Raw genomic sequence first — 16,261 nt, 5'->3', positions numbered from 1 at the left:
GTTCATTGGAAGGGACATCACTCATGGCCACCACGCAGGACGACATCATCGCGGGGCTCGCGGAGATCATCGAAGAGGTCACCGGAATCGAACCGTCCGAAATCAGCCTCGGCAAGTCCTTCGTCGACGATCTCGGCATCGACTCACTCTCCATGGTGGAGATCGCGGTCCAGACCGAGGACAAGTACAGCGTGAAGATTCCCGATGCGGATCTGATGGGTCTACGCACGGTTGGCGACGTCGTCGACTACATCCATGCACTCGAAGCTGCAGCAGCACTTGAACTTGCGGCCCCGAGCAGCAACCGGTGACCACCGCCGCGGCGCGGTCATGGCTCGGCCGCGCACCCAACGTAGTGGTCACCAGCCTCGCAGCCACCACATCGGTCGCCGGAGACGTAGCCGGCACCTGGGAGGCACTCCTGGCCGGGAAGAGTGGAATCGGTCTCCTCGACGATTCCTTCGTCAAAGAGTTCGATCTACCCGTCCGGATCGGCGGACACCTGAAAGTCTCGCCTGACGATGCGCTCACCCGTGTGGAGATCCGGCGGATGAGTTGGCCAGCTCGGGTGGCATTGACACTTGCTCGCACGGTGTGGGGCAACGCGGGTTCCCCGGATGTCGATAAGGATCGGTTGGCGGTGGTGATCGGCACGGGACTCGGAGGCGGCAACGCCCTGATCGATGCGGTCGAGAGACTCCGATCCGGCGGCTACCGCAAGGTATCCCCGTTCGCAGTTCAAATGATCATGCCCAACGGCCCATCCGCGACCGTCGGGCTCGAACTCGGTGCCCGCGCAGGAGTGATGACCCCCGTATCGGCGTGCTCTTCGGGAGCAGAAGCCATCTCACAGGCATACCGGATGATCGCCATGGGCGACGCCGACATGGTTGTCGCCGGCGGCGTCGAAGGCCGCATCGATTCCTTCTCCATCGCCAGCTTCGCAACAATGCGGGCACTGAGCTCGAACAACACCCATCCCACCGGGGCCTCACGCCCCTTCGACAAGGACCGCGACGGGTTCGTCTTCGGCGAGGCGGGTGCGTTGATGATCCTCGAAACCGAAGAACACGCCAAAGCTCGAGGGGCGAAAATACATGCACGCCTCCTCGGATCCGGCACCACCTCCGACGGCTACCATCTCGTAGCTCCTGACCCCATCGGACGCGGTGCCGCCCGTGCGATGACCCACGCAATTCAACGCGCTGGACTGACGCCTACCGATATCACCCACATCAATGCCCATGCCACCGCCACACCCGCCGGTGACATCGCCGAGGCTCGGGCGATTACCACCGCAGTCGGCACGCATGCGGCGGTCTACGCACCGAAATCCGCACTGGGACATTCGGTCGGGGCAGTCGGGGCGCTCGAAGCCGTACTCACAGTCCTCGCTGTCCGTGAAGGTGCGATTCCTCCCACCCTCAACCTAGACACCCTCGATCCCCAGATCGACCTCGACATAGTCACGGGAACCCCTCGCGTCGAACCTGTCGACTACGCAATCAACAATTCCTTCGGCTTCGGAGGGCACAACACCGCCCTCGTCTTCGCTCGCCCCTGACCCATCTCACGAAAACAGGACCATGCCAATAGTCACCCTCAACCGCATCCCGATCAACTACGTCGTCACCGGCTCGGGTCCACGTGTGCTGCTGATCATGGGTGCGGGGAGCCCCGGCCGCGTATGGAACACCTATCAGGTTCCGGCACTGGTGAAGGCTGGTTTCGAGGTTGTCACGATGGACAACCGCGGAATCACGAACACCGTCGGCATCGAGGGGATGAGCATCGCCGACCTCGCCGCCGACGCAGCGGCGCTCATCGAACATCTCGGCGGCCCCGCCCATGTGATCGGGACGTCGTTGGGCTCCCGGGTAGTACAGGAATTGGCGATCACCCGTCCCGAGCTGGTCGTCAAGGCGATCATGCTCGCTACCACGGGAAAACCGTATCCGATCGAAAGCGCGCTCAACCGCGGGCAACAGGCTCTCCATCACGCGGGTATCGACTTGCCACCGGCCTATACGGCGGCAGTCAATGCGCTACTGAACCTCTCGCCGCAGACTCTCGCTGATCCGCAGAAGGCACAGGAGTGGCTCGACATATTCGAGTACTCCGCACCCACCACCACATCTGCTGGAATACGCGCCCAGACAGCGATGGATCGGTCCCGCGATCGACTTTCCGACCTCGCTACCATCCTCGCGCCCACGCTCGTCGTCGGATTCGGTGACGACCGCATGACACCGCCGGCACGAGGAATCGAAGTCGCGGCGGCAATCCCCGGCGCCCGATATCAGGAAATCGAACACTGCGGTCACTTCGGTTACCTCGAGCGACCGGATGCCGTCAATGAGCTACTGATTGCATTCCTCCACGGCCACCCGCTACCTCCTCGGCTATGACGTATAGACAACTTCCCTGCAACCGTGACCACCTGATACCCAGTCGCGGCGACCACGCATCGTCGAAGGACCTCGAGACGACCGCAAAACTCGGCATCCGTGTCGACGCACACGGTCAATCCTCGGATCCGGATATACCTGTCGGTGGGAAAGTCGTTGTGATCACGGCAGATCCGATATGGAGTCCCTTCCGTCGACTACACCGCAATCGTCGAACGTGGGGTGACGCGTACGCCGCACTGATTCGATGCCGCACCGCACTGGACGCGGAGTACATCGCTCTCTCGTTCAACGATGTCCCTCGCGTTATCGAGACAATCGCAGCGCTCCCCACCAACGTCGAAACGGTCTTCTTGATCGGTCTTCCTCCCTACGGCACCGCCTTGATACAACACGAGATCGCAGCGATCAACGGACCCCTCGTCATCGCAGACAACGAAACCATGACCGCATCACTCGCGGCGCTGACGCTCACCGCGCTCGACAGACAAGGAGTGTGGCCGTGGATGGCGACGGTGTACATCTCGGAATCGCGGCACGCGCCTCTCTTGGAAGAAGCTCTCGCGAGTTGTGGTATCCGAACCATTGTCGACATCGACACCGGTAATTCCACACGAAGCGAAAAGCGTCAACTCATCTCGCAGTGCGATGTACTGGTCGACCTGTCCACCACGGAAAAGTCGACGTCGCCGCTACGTTGCATTCGTCTACCAGCAGATCCTTTCGAGTACTCGTCGTTACCGCTTCCCGGACTGCTCAGTGCAGGTTGTGGACACCGAATCACGATGATGACACCGGACCTGATCTCCGCATCGGCACGAGCATTGCGTTCCTGCACAGCCGCTCACCGATTTCTACCGGACATCACCGATCATTCCCTCGTACGAACTGTGTCCGAACACGTCGGTATCGCCATCAAGAAATCGGCACTCCACACTAGATTGCGGAGATAGGAATCCGGGGCAACCATCATCCCCGCACATGATCATCAGTGTTGCCGAATCATGCACTACAGAAAGGTCTCTCGCCGAAAGTAGCCTCCGCCGAACACAGGCTTCCCGCAAACCTAGTTCACGAACGCGAACTACGACTGACCGTCTGAACACCTGACACCCAGGAGCCACCACCATGCGATTTCGTTACATCGGAACAGAGGAAATGATCTACCAAGGTCCACCGGCCCGTGTTCTCGGATTCGGCGACATCGTCAAGGCCCGCACCAACCCCAACCCTCGATACTTCGAGCCCCTCGAAGCGAATCCGGAATTGGACAGAGACACACCGTGATCACACATGTACGATCCCCGGAATCTGTGTCCGCCGACATCTGATGCCCGAATACCTGCTCGTACAGCAGACAGGCAGACAACTTCGCCGAACAGACTCGGGTAGCCATCTGGTTCCGGCCGAATCCAACTAAACCGCTTGATGATCGGTGAACAGATCCGTCGTTTTGATCCGCCCCGCCGTAGGCACTCGCATATTCAACAAGGAGCAAGATGGAGCATCAGGTAACACCCTCACCAAAGGTCACCGCCGCCGTGACCTACTTGCTGAATCAACCCGATGCTGCCGAATTCAGAAAGAAGCACCAGGCTCTGATTGATCCCGCTTCCACACCCGGCCGGCACAGCGACGACTACACCTCCGCCGATACTTTCGCGATCAATTCAGCTCGACATCGTGCTCGTGAACTGGGGGAGTCCGATCCGACGGTGCTTCCAGCGCTGAACAACTCATATAACGAAGATGTTCAGTCACCCACCGGACGTCACCGACTGAAATAGTTCTCACACCTGGCAACGACGACTCTCCTCCGCGTCGTTACGCAAGATGGACCGCGACGCGAACTATGCAGCCCCGCTGCCTGCTCACCACACAAGTTATTGGAACTCAGCGGTAGTCCGGTGCAGAAATCGGCGTGCTCTCGTCACAAAGAGAAATCGAATATCGTTACTTCACTCCATGTTTCGGCACAAGGTACTTCGTGCGACACCCAAGACTTCCGCAATTTCACTCATCGGGACGCCGTCTCCGCGCATCTTGTTTGCTTGACGTTTCTTTGCGGCTGTCAGCGACGAGGGCCGGCCACCGATCCGCCCTCGATCGCGGGCAGCGGAGAGTCCGGCCATTGTGCGTTCGCGAATGAGGTTGCGCTCGATTATGTGGACACCTTGTGGAAGATCAGCCGTCCACCCGGTGTCGAGGCGGCAGTCCCGCCCGGACCGCTTGATCTATCGCCCCACTGCACCATGGGCGTGGTCGGCACCGACAACCTGAGCAACAAGATCGCGGTATCGGCCAGACACTGCGTCGAGGCCGTTCACTACATCAACGACGGGGATCCAGTCTACCGGTACACCCCGACAGGAGCGGGTGTCTGTTGATGCGCACGGATTTTCTCCGCGATTTCACTTGTTGACAAATTTGGCTATCTTGACCACGCCGACAATCAAAAGGGCGAAAAACGGCATTGTCAAGTTGTTTGGAGTGCAACTGTTTTCGGGTGCAGCAGGCCTTCAGCGGAGCGGTGCTCAGCCTGCCGGGGCCAATTCGGTAACGTGATCCCACACCTGAAATCGGGCGGCCATGTCGGCGCGGTGATCGGTGGCGGTCATCCGGTGACGGGGTGGCCGGAAGTGTGGGGAGATGCGACTGAACGCTGCCAGAAACCGTTGCGCTGCACCGATAGAGCGGAACCCTTTCATCGCGCGTTCGCGTTGCCGGGTGGGTTGATGGGAGTTCTCGCACCGATTGTTCAAGTATTTGTTCTGCCGGTGCTCGACCGTCGACATGGTGGTGCGGTGTGCGACCTGGTAGCTGGGGAGTTTGTCGGTGATCAGCACCCGTGGCCGACGACCCTGTTTCTTTAATATTTTCCTGAAGAACCTGGTCGCAGCCTTACTCTCCCGCTTGTCCTGGATCAATACGTCGAGCACGCTGCCGTGCTGATCGACTGCCCGTCGCAGGTATTTCCGTGCCCCGCGGACCTTGAAGAATACTTCGTGGAGGTGCCACTTGTCACCAGGTCGGGGCGCCCTCCGCCGCAGCCTGCGAGCGTACTCGGGCCCGAACCGGGCACACCAGGCGCGGATCGTCTCGTACGACACCTCGACCCCACGTCCGGCCATGAGTAACTCGATCTCACGGAACGAGAGGGTGAACCGGTGGTACAGCCATACACAGTGGGAGATGATCTCCCGCGGAAACCGGTAACCCTTGTACGTCGACGACACCTGCAGATCATCTCAGATCAGGCGATCCCAACAACTTGACAATGCCTCAAGGAAGGCACAACCAGTTTCCGAGTACGGAGCATCAAACCAGTCAAAGATCGAGCGCTCATACTGATCGGGTCCACTCTCACTCAATCGCACTGAACGTAATCTCTCACTCCCGAGGCACCAGCGAGACACCGACGTAGTCCAATTGTGATCACACGACGACACCGAAATCGGGTCCTTCCGACGTAGCAGGGACAAAGCCACCTGCCGCGAGGTGACACTCGCCGCGAATGACGATAAGCCATCGACAACAAGTAGCCATGCATGCAATGCATGCAATACGTGCTGCGCATGGCTTGCATGCGCTGCCGACAGTCGGGAAATACGAAACCTGGTGCGGGAACCTTACGGACGGACACTCCCCCTCGAACTCAGATCGTCGCCTTCTTCGATTGGCCATAAGCACGCAGTTCGTTCGCCTCGTCGGAGCCGTAGCGGTAACGGTGGCCCGAGACTGCGGAACGAGAGCATCTATTTTCCTTGCAACAGAATCGATTCCACCGATCCATTCGATCACAGCCCTGCGTTGGGCACGCTCATTGACAATCTGGTGAGGGATGCACCCCTGCTGATCCCACCGTCGCAATATTCGATCCGACAGAGGTGTCCGGACAACCTCGATCGCTGCTTGGCGCAGTCCGCCAATGCCGATTTCCGGGCGGATTTGCCGGATGGACACTCTGGTGATCAGGCCCGCCAGGCCACCACTTTTGACAGTTTCGGATTTCTCGAACCCACTGGTCGCAGCCGTGGAGACGGAGACCTTGAGCCCGTCGAGTCCCGACTGTCTTTTGCGCAGGTTCGGTTGATCGTGGCTTCGAAAGGTGTAGTGCCACTAATTGTTTTCTTCATCGACGCCAACAAAGACTGCCTTGATAGCGACGTCGATCTTGTGCGTATCGCCGGCGCCTGCAAGCGCAGCCACCAGATCATCGATAAGGGCGGCACGCTTCTCGACGGCCATCTTGCCGCGCGCATCACTGTCATCAGCGCAATAGTCGCTGCACGCCAGAACTGTTGGCCGTGGTGTTGCATCTGTTTCGCAGTCCGCATGTCGGGGTTGACCATTCGGCCGATACCCCCTTGGTCACACGTCCTGACGAAACGTTCAGGTACTCCAGTCACGTCGTTCCAGGTGACGAATCGGCCGGTCAGGTCGGGACGGAAGCGCTCATTGTGAGCAGTGCCGGCCAGACCGAAAGTGCGGCGATCCCGCTGAAAGCCAGCAAGAATCGTTGCGCCACACCAGGCGAGCGGGAGAACCTCATCGCACGTCCACGCTGCCTGACGGCCTGGTGCGAGTTCTCGGCCCGCGTATTGACGTATATCGACGCCGGCGCCCGGCCGACGGCATCAACTCCCGATGCGCCACAACGTAACTCGCCAACTTTCCACAGGCCAGTACCCATAATGCTCGACCCAGTGTTCGCATTAGCTTGGGCGAAGAACGTTGCGCCGCCTTCGCGCGACGGTGCGACTTGACTGCGATGTCTAGGACGTTCCCTTCGGGCAATTGTTGCGGCACGCACCGAATCCAGTCGCGCGAGTCGCTGCCGTCCGCTACCGACCGCACCTGGATGAACATCTCGTCGAGATACCATGTGCCGCAAGGCTGGAAAGCACACCGCCGGCGGGCCCACGATATATTCGCCGCCTGTACTTAGTGCACCATGCGGGTCGCCTCGCGCGAGACGACGATACCGCGCGCGAGAATCAACTCTTCGACGTCTCGCACGCTCAATCCGAACCTGTAGCACAGCCCCGGAGCGCACGATTATGTCCGCGGGACAGCGGTGCCATTTGCACAGCGACCTCGGCGCATCCGCCCCTTCAACTACTCATCCGATGGTCGTCGCTGACACGCGGCCAAGTTAAATCGACGGGCCGTCCTGGATTGTGTCCTATTCGCCTGCGATCACGTCTACGGTCTGCGTTCCGCGGCAACGAACTGATGCCGTGTTACTCGAAGCTCACCCACTGCCGTCGACCGAAGAATTCATCGACCACGGCCCTCGGAGGAGACCGCACTTACCTCACTTTCGATGACGGAAGCAGCAAGAACAACATCATCCGCCCAGACCCGCGACGCACTCACAGGCCTTCATTGTCGTCGGCGGCGCGCCAGGTATGGGCACGACCGGCCGACACAGCACACAATCAACGTGACTGACATCACAGCAATTGCGATGCGTTGCGACACTTCACCCTCCCCTGTGGCCGTCAGCCCTTCAATGCCTGCACCTCTGCCGCCATGCCCTTAGTTCCGTTGACCTGGCCATATTCGCCCCAGAGTCCGCATCCATCGAGGAGATCTGCAGTGTCATGGCCGTAGTTTGCGGCATCGCCTTGCTGCAGTCAGTGAACCCTCGATGCAGCCATTTCGTGCAACGGCACTCCGGAACGACTCCGGGAAACGGTGAATTTCGTGGCAACATCAACCACACGCGACACACCGAGTGGGCGCGCCTACCCGTATCAGTTACAGATTGGTTCTAGTCTTTCCTCATGGCACAGCACAACAAGGGACCTCGCGGACACATCGCGACTCGTGCTCCCCTCAAGCAACACAAGGTGTACGAGGATCGGGCCGCCGAACTCGGAATCCCTGCTGGGGATTATTCCGTGCTCATCTTGGCCATCACCCACGGACTGGACATACCGGATTACATCAGCGACAAGCTGCATCCGGAACAGCTTCGATTGCTCGAAATCGAAGCTGTGGGCTCATTGCGGCGCATCGAGCAGCTCGCAGTCGGCGCATGAACTACCCCTAGACAGCGAACAACCCCCAGGGCTTGGCGGCATCGGGGGCTGTCCGTTTATGCAGTTGCGGGAACTTCCCAGTTCCCCGACCCCCACTAACCCAGTTAAGGAAGAGGCGGTGCTTACTCGATGATATCCCAGAAACGCAATTCCGCCATACCTACTGGCGCGTTCACGGTGTCATTTTCAGCACATCCACATCACAATTCAGTTGGTATGACGCCCACGTCACACTTTGGCGTCCCACAAATCCGCGAATCCGATCAGGTCAGCAACATGCCCATGAAGGCACCTTCCCGCTGCCATTGGATTCCGACACACGTCCCTACGCACAGCGAATCCACACGATCAGTGGATTCGCAGGATTCGGGGCCGCCTGTAGCCAAGTAATCGACGAACGAACTCGATACCTAACTGCACAGCGCAGACCTCTTGAAACACAAAAGCCCCCAAAGGGGGTGATTGGGAGCGGACCGCATCGCGGCGAATAAGGACTGGCAGGTCCTTGATGTCGACTAAGAACTGGCAGGTTCTCCGACATCTGTTCTCGAAACGTTCTCGAGAGGTGAGCTCCGAAAGTTGACGCTTTCTCGGCTCGAACTGCATCCCCTGGAAGGGACTACCTATGGCAGGTATGTCTCAGGGTAACTCATACCCTGAATACGGATCAACACATTCCCTATCACCCACCTTCGGCGTGTCGCACACCAACACCCACACCGCCGTCCCGCAATCGGCCGAGGTCGACGTATGGCACGCGACCGTCGATGCTCTCCTCATTCGTGTCGCACTCATCGACTCAGAGACACGACGAATCAATGAGTCCTCTGACCAGCGCGGACGATCCTGGGCATTGCCCGTGGAACCAGCCGAACAAGCGCGGATCCCTGTCTGGACTTCGCGCCGTGAATGGCTCCGTCAGTTCCGGCACCACATCGATACCCCCGCCGGCAAGACCCTGTGCGCACGCCGCCTCATCAAGCCCGACAAGGCCTACGCCGTCGCAGAAGCGCACGCACATTTCGCTGAATCCCACACCGGTCGCGGAGTGACCGCGGCAAAATCGACGATCGCCGCACGCGCCAAGGTCAGTGAATCAGCGGTCAATCGAGCCCGCCGCGTCCTCATCGATCTCGAGATGGGTATCGAACACGTTCGGGGGCGGAACCTCAAAACCCTCGAATTCCTCGCTGCAGAGGCTCACCACGGGGGTCAACAGCACCGTGCAGCATCATCGTGGTCGCTATCCTCACCACGATGCATCGTGGAAGCGACACCGCTTGCCAAGTCGCCGAAGAAGCGCCCATCCCGCTCCGCCGAACGAACTGCCCGATACCGAACCCGGAAAGCCCTTCGCACCGGCTCCATCGCCCTCGATCAGCCAAACCAAGGCCCACCAGCAACGACAGTCGCTGACACCCTATCTAGTGTTGGTTCTTTATCTTGTGAAGTTCTTCCGTTAGGAAGAACTCACCAACGCGCACGCGCGTGGACACCCCCACCTCCAAGAAAAAAACACACCACTGCAGCCAAGACCCCCCGCCCTCTCGGACTCCAACGTGCAGCCGCAGAACTCATCAATGACGCCCCTGCCCTCTCACCACCTGGCCACATCGGCGCAGTCTGCGACATCCTCCAGAACGCAGGAATTGACCCCACGCGCTGGACAGGTCGTGACATCGCCCGCACGCTTTCACGAGACACCGCTCAACGGGGGTGGATCTGGCCGACAGCGGCCAGCCTCTCCTCGCCACTGGCGTACCTCAAACGCAGACTCCGTTCAATCGACTGGACCGGAAAATCACCCAGTGAACAGCGCAAAGCCGAAGATCTAGCCAGAAGGAAGGAACAGAAACAACTCGAAACTACACACGAAGAACGCGCCAAAGCTGTCGCAAATCCCGAACATCGCGCAAAAGCCCTGGCCAGCATCCGAGCACATCTGGCCGATAAGTTGCGTCATCAACGGCACTGAGAACCTTCGATTGCGCTTCAGCACCGGACCTGAGCAGACGCCGGTTCGGCGAGCCGCTGTCAATGTTCAGGGCCGTCCGATCCGGTGAGCTCGAACTCTCACAGGCAGAAGCGATTCTCGCTGTGAGCTGCGGAAATGCATCCACGATTGAAGTGATTCACAAACGAGGAAGTCGGTGCATGCGATATCTCGGTCCATTCCGAGCAGCTGGCCCAGCTCATAAGCCGCCTAGCCGGGAATGAAGAAAGGAGCTGAATCTGACCAGTACCAGGGCGATCCGCGTAGGGCACCGAGCGTCAGGCCCTCAGAAGCGCGCTGACGAGCTGTGGCGCACCCAAGGTGGTTTCCCCTATATGGACTGACGCAACTCACTCATTCGCTCTAGCCGGCAAGGTGCCGTTCGTGTTATGCCTGGTCAGAGCAGTATCTGCTTGCTCTTTGTCGTTGAACTCAACCGACAGAGAGTGCTTTTGCGTGGAAATTTCCCGCTGCTCTTAATGCTTGCAACACCTGCATGGGGTGCATGCACCGCGTAGCAAACGTGTATCGCGTGCAGTGCACGCATGGCGTGCATCGCGAGCATCGCGAGCGTTGCGAGCGTTGCATGGACATGAATCTGTGAACTTTCGCCGCCCCCTTTCACCGTGCGGGGTCGCTGATTCGCTGGATTCCATCCCCTGGGCGTCGGTTCTTCCGCCCAAATATCTGTGCTGACGCGGATGATGAAGGCCTATTCACTCCCCCACCAAGGGTGGATGTTGCGCTACGATGCCGTAAATTGGCCGATCTTCGGTCAGCCCCAGGCCTGCAGATGCGCGAAAGGGCCCCGAATTCGCTCGAATTTGGATGGAAGACGGCGACTTTATCCACCCAATCCCCAACACTCATTACGTCACTGTGACGTAATGAGTGGGCATAGTGGCAGTTGATTTTGGATGGCCATACGTCGGTATGCGAGAATTTTGTCTCGAAAGACCGCAACCCGCCCCTCTCCCCGGGAGAAAATTGGAGATCTGCCCCTCGATCACCGCATCGATCTCACGTCAGATGGGGTTGCAGTCGCGAGATTCCAACGAAGATCCGCCGCACCTCAACCGGTTTCGTTGCCAAAACTGAAACTCCCCCATCGCCGCCCTGTCGAGAAATTGAAGATTCTGCAGATGCACCGCAATCTACGAAACCCAGTTCACCGCTGTGCTTGGGCCGCGCACCCTATGGGCGGACTGAGTCGAGGCAGACCACAGTTCATTTCCGTGAAGAATCACCGCACTGCCTCGGCCGTACGCATCGGATATCTTCGGAATCAGGAGAGTCAAACACAAACTTGATCGGCCGAAGTGATCAATCCTGGTCCTCGAATCGAGTTCGTTCAGCGCTGGCGATCGTACCTTCGTGGTCTGCCAGAGCTCAATTTTCGGTTCTTGCAATTCGATTGCCGGCTGAATCAGCCGTTCCGGCGGGGTTCGAGGATGCGATGCGGATGGGCTTTGGTGGTAGGTATCGCAACCTCAGTACATAAGAATCGTTGCGCGGCGACACAACTTCCGGAATCTGCAGCTCCCAATATGTGCCATTTTCATGCCTCAGTGAACGAGCACCCAGAAGATCTGGAGGATCTCGATCGGATCGTTTTGAATGACCTACTGCACCTTATGTCTATGAACACGTCTGCCTCTCGACTGAGAAAGTGCTTCTACCTGCAGTTATGTCGAACGCATGCAGTGCGTGATGTGCATGCAATGCGACTAATGCATGCACTGCGTGTTTGATGAACAGAGGCACCTGCATGCATTGCGTGCATTACATGTGGAGCGTGCCGAGCACGCAATGTGTAGAGCATTGCATGCACGCAGCGCACGCAAAGCATGTTGAGCACGCAGTGCATGCATTGCGTGGCACGTAATGCTCGCCATGGGCGCATGCATAGCGATGCGCGCGTGTCATGCACAGCTTGCTGGCCATGCATTGAATGCTGCACACGCTATGAACGCATTGCATGCAGGTAACGCATGGCATGCGCGTCATGCATGGATCGCATGGAGTGCAAAGAGAGAACGCCACGCAATCCATGCAAGGTGTGCAATGAATGCTGCGCTTGCAATCTTTGCAAGGCATGCGCCGCATGCGAGAGGTGCGCTGCGTGCGCACTGTGCACGACACGCAATGAATGCACCGCACGAACTGCGTGCATTACATGCGTGTTATGCTACGCGCGCACGTAATGCACAGTGTGCGTGCATAGCTCGCAGTGCTTGCCCCGCACCAAATGCACGCACGACACGCAATGCGGGCAGTGCATGTAGCGCATGGCAAGCACGCTATGCATGTCTAGCGTGCAGCGCATGTATTGCAAGTAGCGCACCTACCGCATGCAGTGCGAGCAATGCAGCTTGTGCACGTACTGCATGCCATGCAAGCAATGCAGCTTGTGCACGTACTGCATGCCGTGCGTGTTTCGCACGCAACGCACGCCTCGCAAGTTTGAATACACTCGACGAAAGGTCCGCAATGCAGCCACGCAAAATCGCACTGGGCAACCAGAAGGGTGGCGTCGGCAAAACAGCGTCCACACTCGGACTTGCCAGTGCCATCACCGCGGTCGGCGGAAAAGTCCTTGTTGTCGACATGGACCAGCAGGGCAACACCACCAGCGGACTCGGCGTCGAACTTGAAGACGGAATGCTGACGGCCTACCACCTGATGAACCAGACCAGGGAAGGCATTGCAGCTGAAGCGATCATCGCGACCCCCTGGGACGGCGTCGATCTCATTCCCGCCGATGAAGAACTCGGCAAAATCGAATCGGACGGATCCAACGATCTCGTATTCCGCCTCGACGTCGCATTCGAGGGCCTGGACCTTTCGCCCTACGACGCAGTACTTTTCGACTGCCCACCAAACATGGGCAAGGTCCTGTTCGCGGTCCTTATCGCAGCAGACGGCGTCGTAGCCATTACAGAGCCGACCATCGACAGCGTCCGAGGAGTCCAGAAGCTCGAGCAGACCATCGATACCGTTCGTAAACGCGCCAACCCCAAACTTGCCTTTGACAAGATTGTGATCAGTCGCAGGCGTGTGACGGGTGAGCACGAGTTCCGCGAGAACGAACTCCGCGAAACATACGGCGACCTCGTGGCCAAGACGGTCATTCCGGAACTTGCAGCTCGCCAGGACGCGCATTCCAACCACACGCCCATTCATCAGTTCAAGGGCGGAAAAGCGCTGACACTCAGGGTCGCTTACACGGACCTCCTCGCTGAACTGCCCGTCGTGATCGGAGCCCCAGCATGAGCGTCAAACGCGAACCTGCGATCCGCAAAACTCACCCCGCCGAACTCATCCCCGAACGACCCTCGAGAGGGGAGTCGGCGCCCGTCGTCGCGGCGCCTGCGACCCCGGCGCCAGCCGATCCCAGTGGGCGTAAGGACGAGGAGGAGAAGCTGTCGATGACGCACAACACCCGCATCAAGCCCTCCACCAAAGACCGTCTCCGCCGTGGTGTCGACAAGTTGCGATACGAGACCGGTGATCGTGAGATCAGTGAAGCGTCTATGACGGAGGCTGCGCTGGACGAGTATCTGAAAGCCAGGGGACTGTAGCTAGTTGCGTGCAATGCGTGCATTGCATGCATGCATTGCGCGCACTGCGGAGTGGTTAATGTCACGACAACCGGGGCAGTGAACGAAGCGCAGATTGGCGTTGCGCGCCCCGGTTTCGTCCGACGCACGAGATCTCGCCTCCAGTTACACCAGGGGCCGGATTGCACTGCATTGTGCGAGAGCAGCACGCAATCTTGCGACCCGACCGTCGGCTTCGACCAGCCGACGCGTTGCGGCCATCTAACGGGCGAGTGCACTACCCCTCAACGGCTTACACGCAAAAGGGTCCGCTGCACGCACAGTGAACGAGGTTCCACGTGTGCTTGTTGTGCCATTCCGTGAAACGACGCACCTATGCATCAGCGAGGCGCTCGCATTGCGACCAGACACATATCAGCACGCATCTCACACGCAAAATGCCAGCTCAAGGCATTTTCCACCAATTCAGAACGTGAAAACGCGCCAGTCACAGGCCGGACATCGAAGGCAGGAAACGCAACCCCGAACACCCGAAAATCAAAGAGGAGCCCCGCCGGCTGCAACCAGCGAGGCCCCAGACCGAGAACACCCCTTTAGGAAGGAAAACCCGATCATGGGTGATTTTAGTCTGCGCGCTGCGCGGATCCAGCTTGGAGCACTGATCGCCGCACTTCTTATTGCAATCCTCATTGCAATCGGAATCACCACCGGCGCCTTCGTCCTCTCGTTCGCGGTGCAACGCGACCTTGCGCGGCAGGGAACCTTGCCCGAAAACCTTGCATGGATTTTCCCCGTCATTGTCGACAGCGCGATCCTCGGATCCACGATTGCGATCGTCATCTTGACCAAACTCAAAATGAGCAAATGGGACAAAGGCTTCTACATCGCTCTGGCAGTCACGGTCGTCGCGATCAGCATCCTCGGCAACGCCTATCACGCATTCCATGCCGCATCCGCAGCGCAAAGTCAGGTTGCAGCAGGTATCGATATCGGATTTGTTCCCCTCGACCCGGCCATCGCTGCGCTTATTGCGATCATTCCTCCGACGCTCGTGCTTGCCTTCACCCACGGACTCGGGATCCTCATCAAAGCAACGGGCATCGCGTACACCGACTACAAAACGCAAGCCGATGAACACGCCGCGCAAGACACAGCACCCACAGCGCCAGAGAACCGGAACTCACACAAACCGGCGACCGCCGTTGCGCAACACCTGCCTGCGATCGAAGAGCCCCCGAAAATCGCTGTCCGCGTCCATCCACCGCACCCTTCGGCAGGCGACACGGCCATCGATGTCATGGACCCGCCCGCAACGAACCCGGATCTGTCCGCAGATCTCGACTGGTTCATCACGCAATCCGACTTACCCGATGCAGTCAAAGACACCGCGCGCCGCAAACTTGCAGACCCAAACCTCACCTGGGAATCCATCGCTCAGACATCAAACCCGCCCGTTGCTACGTCAACTTCCTGGCGGCGCTACGAAAAGTTCGACACGGCGGCCCGCGCGGCCGGCTTCGAAAACCCGCCACTGATCGATATGCGAGCATCGGATATCGACTGCGCTGACGATCTCATCGCCTCAACCTGAGCCAATCAGATCGACATCTCAAGGCCTTGCCTCGGCCTGGTCGTGGCCGTGACATTTTGCCTTCGGGTACGTGAGCGTTGCGAGAACCTTTTGAATCCCAGATTGGTACCATTTAGGTATGAGCACGCAGATCGCGGTACGACTACCCGACGAGATGGTGGCATTCCTCGATGGCGAAGTGACCAGCCATCGAGCGCCGTCACGCGCAGCGTTGGTCCTACGTGCACTCGAGCGTGAACGCCGCAGGCAGATCGCAGCCAGGGACGCAGAGATCCTCGCCAAGGCGTCGAGCGAGGACGATCTGGACTCACTTGCCGCATATGCCGAAGATCGATCGGCGGACCTGATCTGATGCGACCGATCCACGAAGCGAAGCTGGACAAAGTTCGCCCCGTTCTCATACTGACCCGGGAACTTGTGCGCCCGCACCTGACCCGAGTAACAGTTGCGCCGATCACCACCACCATTCGAGGACTATCCACCGAAGTGGCAGTTGGGCGCGCGAACGGCCTGGACGCAGACTCCGTGATCAATTGCGACAGCATCACGACGATCCCGGTGAGCGCGCTCGGGCAGGGAATCGGCTATTTCTTTCCAGCACAAGAGGAATCGCTGTCGGGAGCGATTCGCGCAGCCTTCGATCTCGAATGACAACCACGACT

The 16,261-nt window shown here is 58.9% G+C and carries 17 protein-coding genes; 13 read left to right on the top strand and 4 right to left on the bottom strand.

Annotated elements, in window-relative coordinates; genetic code table 11:
• The first annotated feature begins 23 nt into the window (after positions 1-23).
• From acpM to BDB13_RS29505, 6 genes are all read left to right on the top strand, one after another.
• Complete coding sequence (gene acpM / locus BDB13_RS29525) at positions 24-311, top strand: meromycolate extension acyl carrier protein AcpM (RefSeq protein WP_094275573.1); 288 nt, start codon at positions 24-26, stop codon at positions 309-311.
• A complete protein-coding gene (locus BDB13_RS29520; RefSeq protein ID WP_094275572.1) occupies positions 308-1,564 on the top strand; it encodes a KasA/KasB family beta-ketoacyl-ACP synthase in 1,257 nt (418 codons plus the stop codon). Before acpM ends, BDB13_RS29520 begins: the two co-directional genes overlap by 4 nt.
• 22 nt (positions 1,565-1,586) lie before the next feature.
• Complete coding sequence (locus BDB13_RS29515; RefSeq protein ID WP_094275571.1) at positions 1,587-2,408, top strand: alpha/beta fold hydrolase; 822 nt, start codon at positions 1,587-1,589, stop codon at positions 2,406-2,408.
• On the top strand, positions 2,405-3,361 hold the full coding sequence (locus BDB13_RS29510; RefSeq protein ID WP_094275570.1) for a hypothetical protein: 957 nt from the start codon (positions 2,405-2,407) through the stop codon (positions 3,359-3,361). The genes BDB13_RS29515 and BDB13_RS29510 overlap by 4 nt, the downstream gene beginning before the upstream one ends.
• Positions 3,362-3,536: 175 nt before the next feature.
• Positions 3,537-3,695 carry a hypothetical protein gene (locus tag BDB13_RS32470; protein WP_176459794.1) on the top strand — a complete coding sequence of 53 codons (159 nt, stop codon included), beginning with the start codon at positions 3,537-3,539 and terminating at the stop codon, positions 3,693-3,695.
• 212 nt (positions 3,696-3,907) lie between these two features.
• A complete protein-coding gene (locus BDB13_RS29505) occupies positions 3,908-4,195 on the top strand; it encodes a hypothetical protein (protein ID WP_094275569.1) in 288 nt (95 codons plus the stop codon).
• Positions 4,196-4,366: 171 nt separating this feature from the next.
• On the opposite strand, the gene BDB13_RS33325 is transcribed toward BDB13_RS29505, so the two are convergent.
• Positions 4,367-4,450 carry a hypothetical protein gene (locus BDB13_RS33325; protein WP_254923170.1) on the bottom strand — a complete coding sequence of 28 codons (84 nt, stop codon included), beginning with the start codon at positions 4,448-4,450 and terminating at the stop codon, positions 4,367-4,369.
• A gap of 9 nt (positions 4,451-4,459) precedes the next feature.
• Between BDB13_RS33325 and BDB13_RS33320 the strand changes: the two genes are divergently transcribed.
• Positions 4,460-4,795 (top strand): hypothetical protein, encoded by a 336-nt coding sequence (locus BDB13_RS33320; protein ID WP_254923179.1) that lies wholly within the window; start codon positions 4,460-4,462, stop codon positions 4,793-4,795.
• Positions 4,796-4,942: 147 nt separating this feature from the next.
• Here the strand turns inward: BDB13_RS33320 and BDB13_RS29490 are convergent, their stop codons facing one another.
• The 3 genes from BDB13_RS29490 to BDB13_RS32465 all read right to left on the bottom strand — a co-directional run bounded on the left by BDB13_RS29490 (position 4,943) and on the right by BDB13_RS32465 (position 7,101).
• On the bottom strand, positions 4,943-5,644 hold the full coding sequence (locus tag BDB13_RS29490; protein ID WP_441347252.1) for an IS6 family transposase: 702 nt from the start codon (positions 5,642-5,644) through the stop codon (positions 4,943-4,945).
• Positions 5,645-6,527: 883 nt separating this feature from the next.
• The gene (locus BDB13_RS33315) at positions 6,528-6,656 is read right to left on the bottom strand and encodes a hypothetical protein (protein ID WP_254923117.1); all 129 of its coding nucleotides are present in this window, start codon (positions 6,654-6,656) and stop codon (positions 6,528-6,530) included.
• A 187-nt stretch (positions 6,657-6,843) separates the two neighbouring features.
• The gene (locus tag BDB13_RS32465) at positions 6,844-7,101 is read right to left on the bottom strand and encodes a hypothetical protein (protein ID WP_176459793.1); all 258 of its coding nucleotides are present in this window, start codon (positions 7,099-7,101) and stop codon (positions 6,844-6,846) included.
• Between the two features lie 1,096 nt (positions 7,102-8,197).
• Between BDB13_RS32465 and BDB13_RS29475 the strand changes: the two genes are divergently transcribed.
• The 6 genes from BDB13_RS29475 (at position 8,198) to BDB13_RS29445 (ending at position 16,250) form a co-directional block, all read left to right on the top strand.
• Positions 8,198-8,455, top strand: a complete 258-nt coding sequence (locus BDB13_RS29475) for a hypothetical protein (RefSeq protein ID WP_094275566.1) — start codon at positions 8,198-8,200, stop codon at positions 8,453-8,455.
• A gap of 4,483 nt (positions 8,456-12,938) precedes the next feature.
• Complete coding sequence (locus BDB13_RS29465; RefSeq protein WP_094275564.1) at positions 12,939-13,721, top strand: ParA family protein; 783 nt, start codon at positions 12,939-12,941, stop codon at positions 13,719-13,721.
• Positions 13,718-14,029 carry a hypothetical protein gene (locus BDB13_RS29460; RefSeq protein WP_094275563.1) on the top strand — a complete coding sequence of 104 codons (312 nt, stop codon included), beginning with the start codon at positions 13,718-13,720 and terminating at the stop codon, positions 14,027-14,029. Before BDB13_RS29465 ends, BDB13_RS29460 begins: the two co-directional genes overlap by 4 nt.
• Before the next feature lie 592 nt (positions 14,030-14,621).
• Positions 14,622-15,599: a DUF2637 domain-containing protein gene (locus BDB13_RS29455; protein ID WP_094275562.1), complete on the top strand. Its 978-nt coding sequence runs from the start codon at positions 14,622-14,624 to the stop codon at positions 15,597-15,599.
• Between the two features lie 118 nt (positions 15,600-15,717).
• Entirely contained in the window at positions 15,718-15,951 is a 234-nt protein-coding gene (locus tag BDB13_RS29450; RefSeq protein WP_094275561.1) for a YlcI/YnfO family protein, read from the top strand.
• On the top strand, positions 15,951-16,250 hold the full coding sequence (locus tag BDB13_RS29445; RefSeq protein WP_094275560.1) for a type II toxin-antitoxin system PemK/MazF family toxin: 300 nt from the start codon (positions 15,951-15,953) through the stop codon (positions 16,248-16,250). The genes BDB13_RS29450 and BDB13_RS29445 overlap by 1 nt, the downstream gene beginning before the upstream one ends.
• Positions 16,251-16,261 lie beyond the last annotated feature (11 nt).

This window comes from Rhodococcus sp. OK302, from assembly GCF_002245895.1.
Taxonomy (GTDB): Bacteria; Actinomycetota; Actinomycetes; order Mycobacteriales; family Mycobacteriaceae; genus Rhodococcus_F.
This window is presented reverse-complemented; position numbering and strand designations above follow the sequence as displayed.

Coding starts and splice junctions, on each gene's coding strand:
- BDB13_RS29460 (WP_094275563.1), top strand. CDS start 13,718: ATGAGCGTCAAACGCGAACCTGCGATCCGCAAAACTCACCCCGCCGAA.
- acpM (WP_094275573.1), top strand. CDS start 24: ATGGCCACCACGCAGGACGACATCATCGCGGGGCTCGCGGAGATCATC.
- BDB13_RS32465 (WP_176459793.1), bottom strand. CDS start 7,101: ATGGGTACTGGCCTGTGGAAAGTTGGCGAGTTACGTTGTGGCGCATCG.
- BDB13_RS29445 (WP_094275560.1), top strand. CDS start 15,951: ATGCGACCGATCCACGAAGCGAAGCTGGACAAAGTTCGCCCCGTTCTC.
- BDB13_RS29455 (WP_094275562.1), top strand. CDS start 14,622: ATGGGTGATTTTAGTCTGCGCGCTGCGCGGATCCAGCTTGGAGCACTG.
- BDB13_RS32470 (WP_176459794.1), top strand. CDS start 3,537: ATGCGATTTCGTTACATCGGAACAGAGGAAATGATCTACCAAGGTCCA.
- BDB13_RS33315 (WP_254923117.1), bottom strand. CDS start 6,656: ATGGCCGTCGAGAAGCGTGCCGCCCTTATCGATGATCTGGTGGCTGCG.
- BDB13_RS29450 (WP_094275561.1), top strand. CDS start 15,718: ATGAGCACGCAGATCGCGGTACGACTACCCGACGAGATGGTGGCATTC.
- BDB13_RS29475 (WP_094275566.1), top strand. CDS start 8,198: ATGGCACAGCACAACAAGGGACCTCGCGGACACATCGCGACTCGTGCT.
- BDB13_RS29505 (WP_094275569.1), top strand. CDS start 3,908: ATGGAGCATCAGGTAACACCCTCACCAAAGGTCACCGCCGCCGTGACC.
- BDB13_RS29465 (WP_094275564.1), top strand. CDS start 12,939: ATGCAGCCACGCAAAATCGCACTGGGCAACCAGAAGGGTGGCGTCGGC.
- BDB13_RS33325 (WP_254923170.1), bottom strand. CDS start 4,450: ATGCGCGGAGACGGCGTCCCGATGAGTGAAATTGCGGAAGTCTTGGGT.
- BDB13_RS29510 (WP_094275570.1), top strand. CDS start 2,405: ATGACGTATAGACAACTTCCCTGCAACCGTGACCACCTGATACCCAGT.
- BDB13_RS29515 (WP_094275571.1), top strand. CDS start 1,587: ATGCCAATAGTCACCCTCAACCGCATCCCGATCAACTACGTCGTCACC.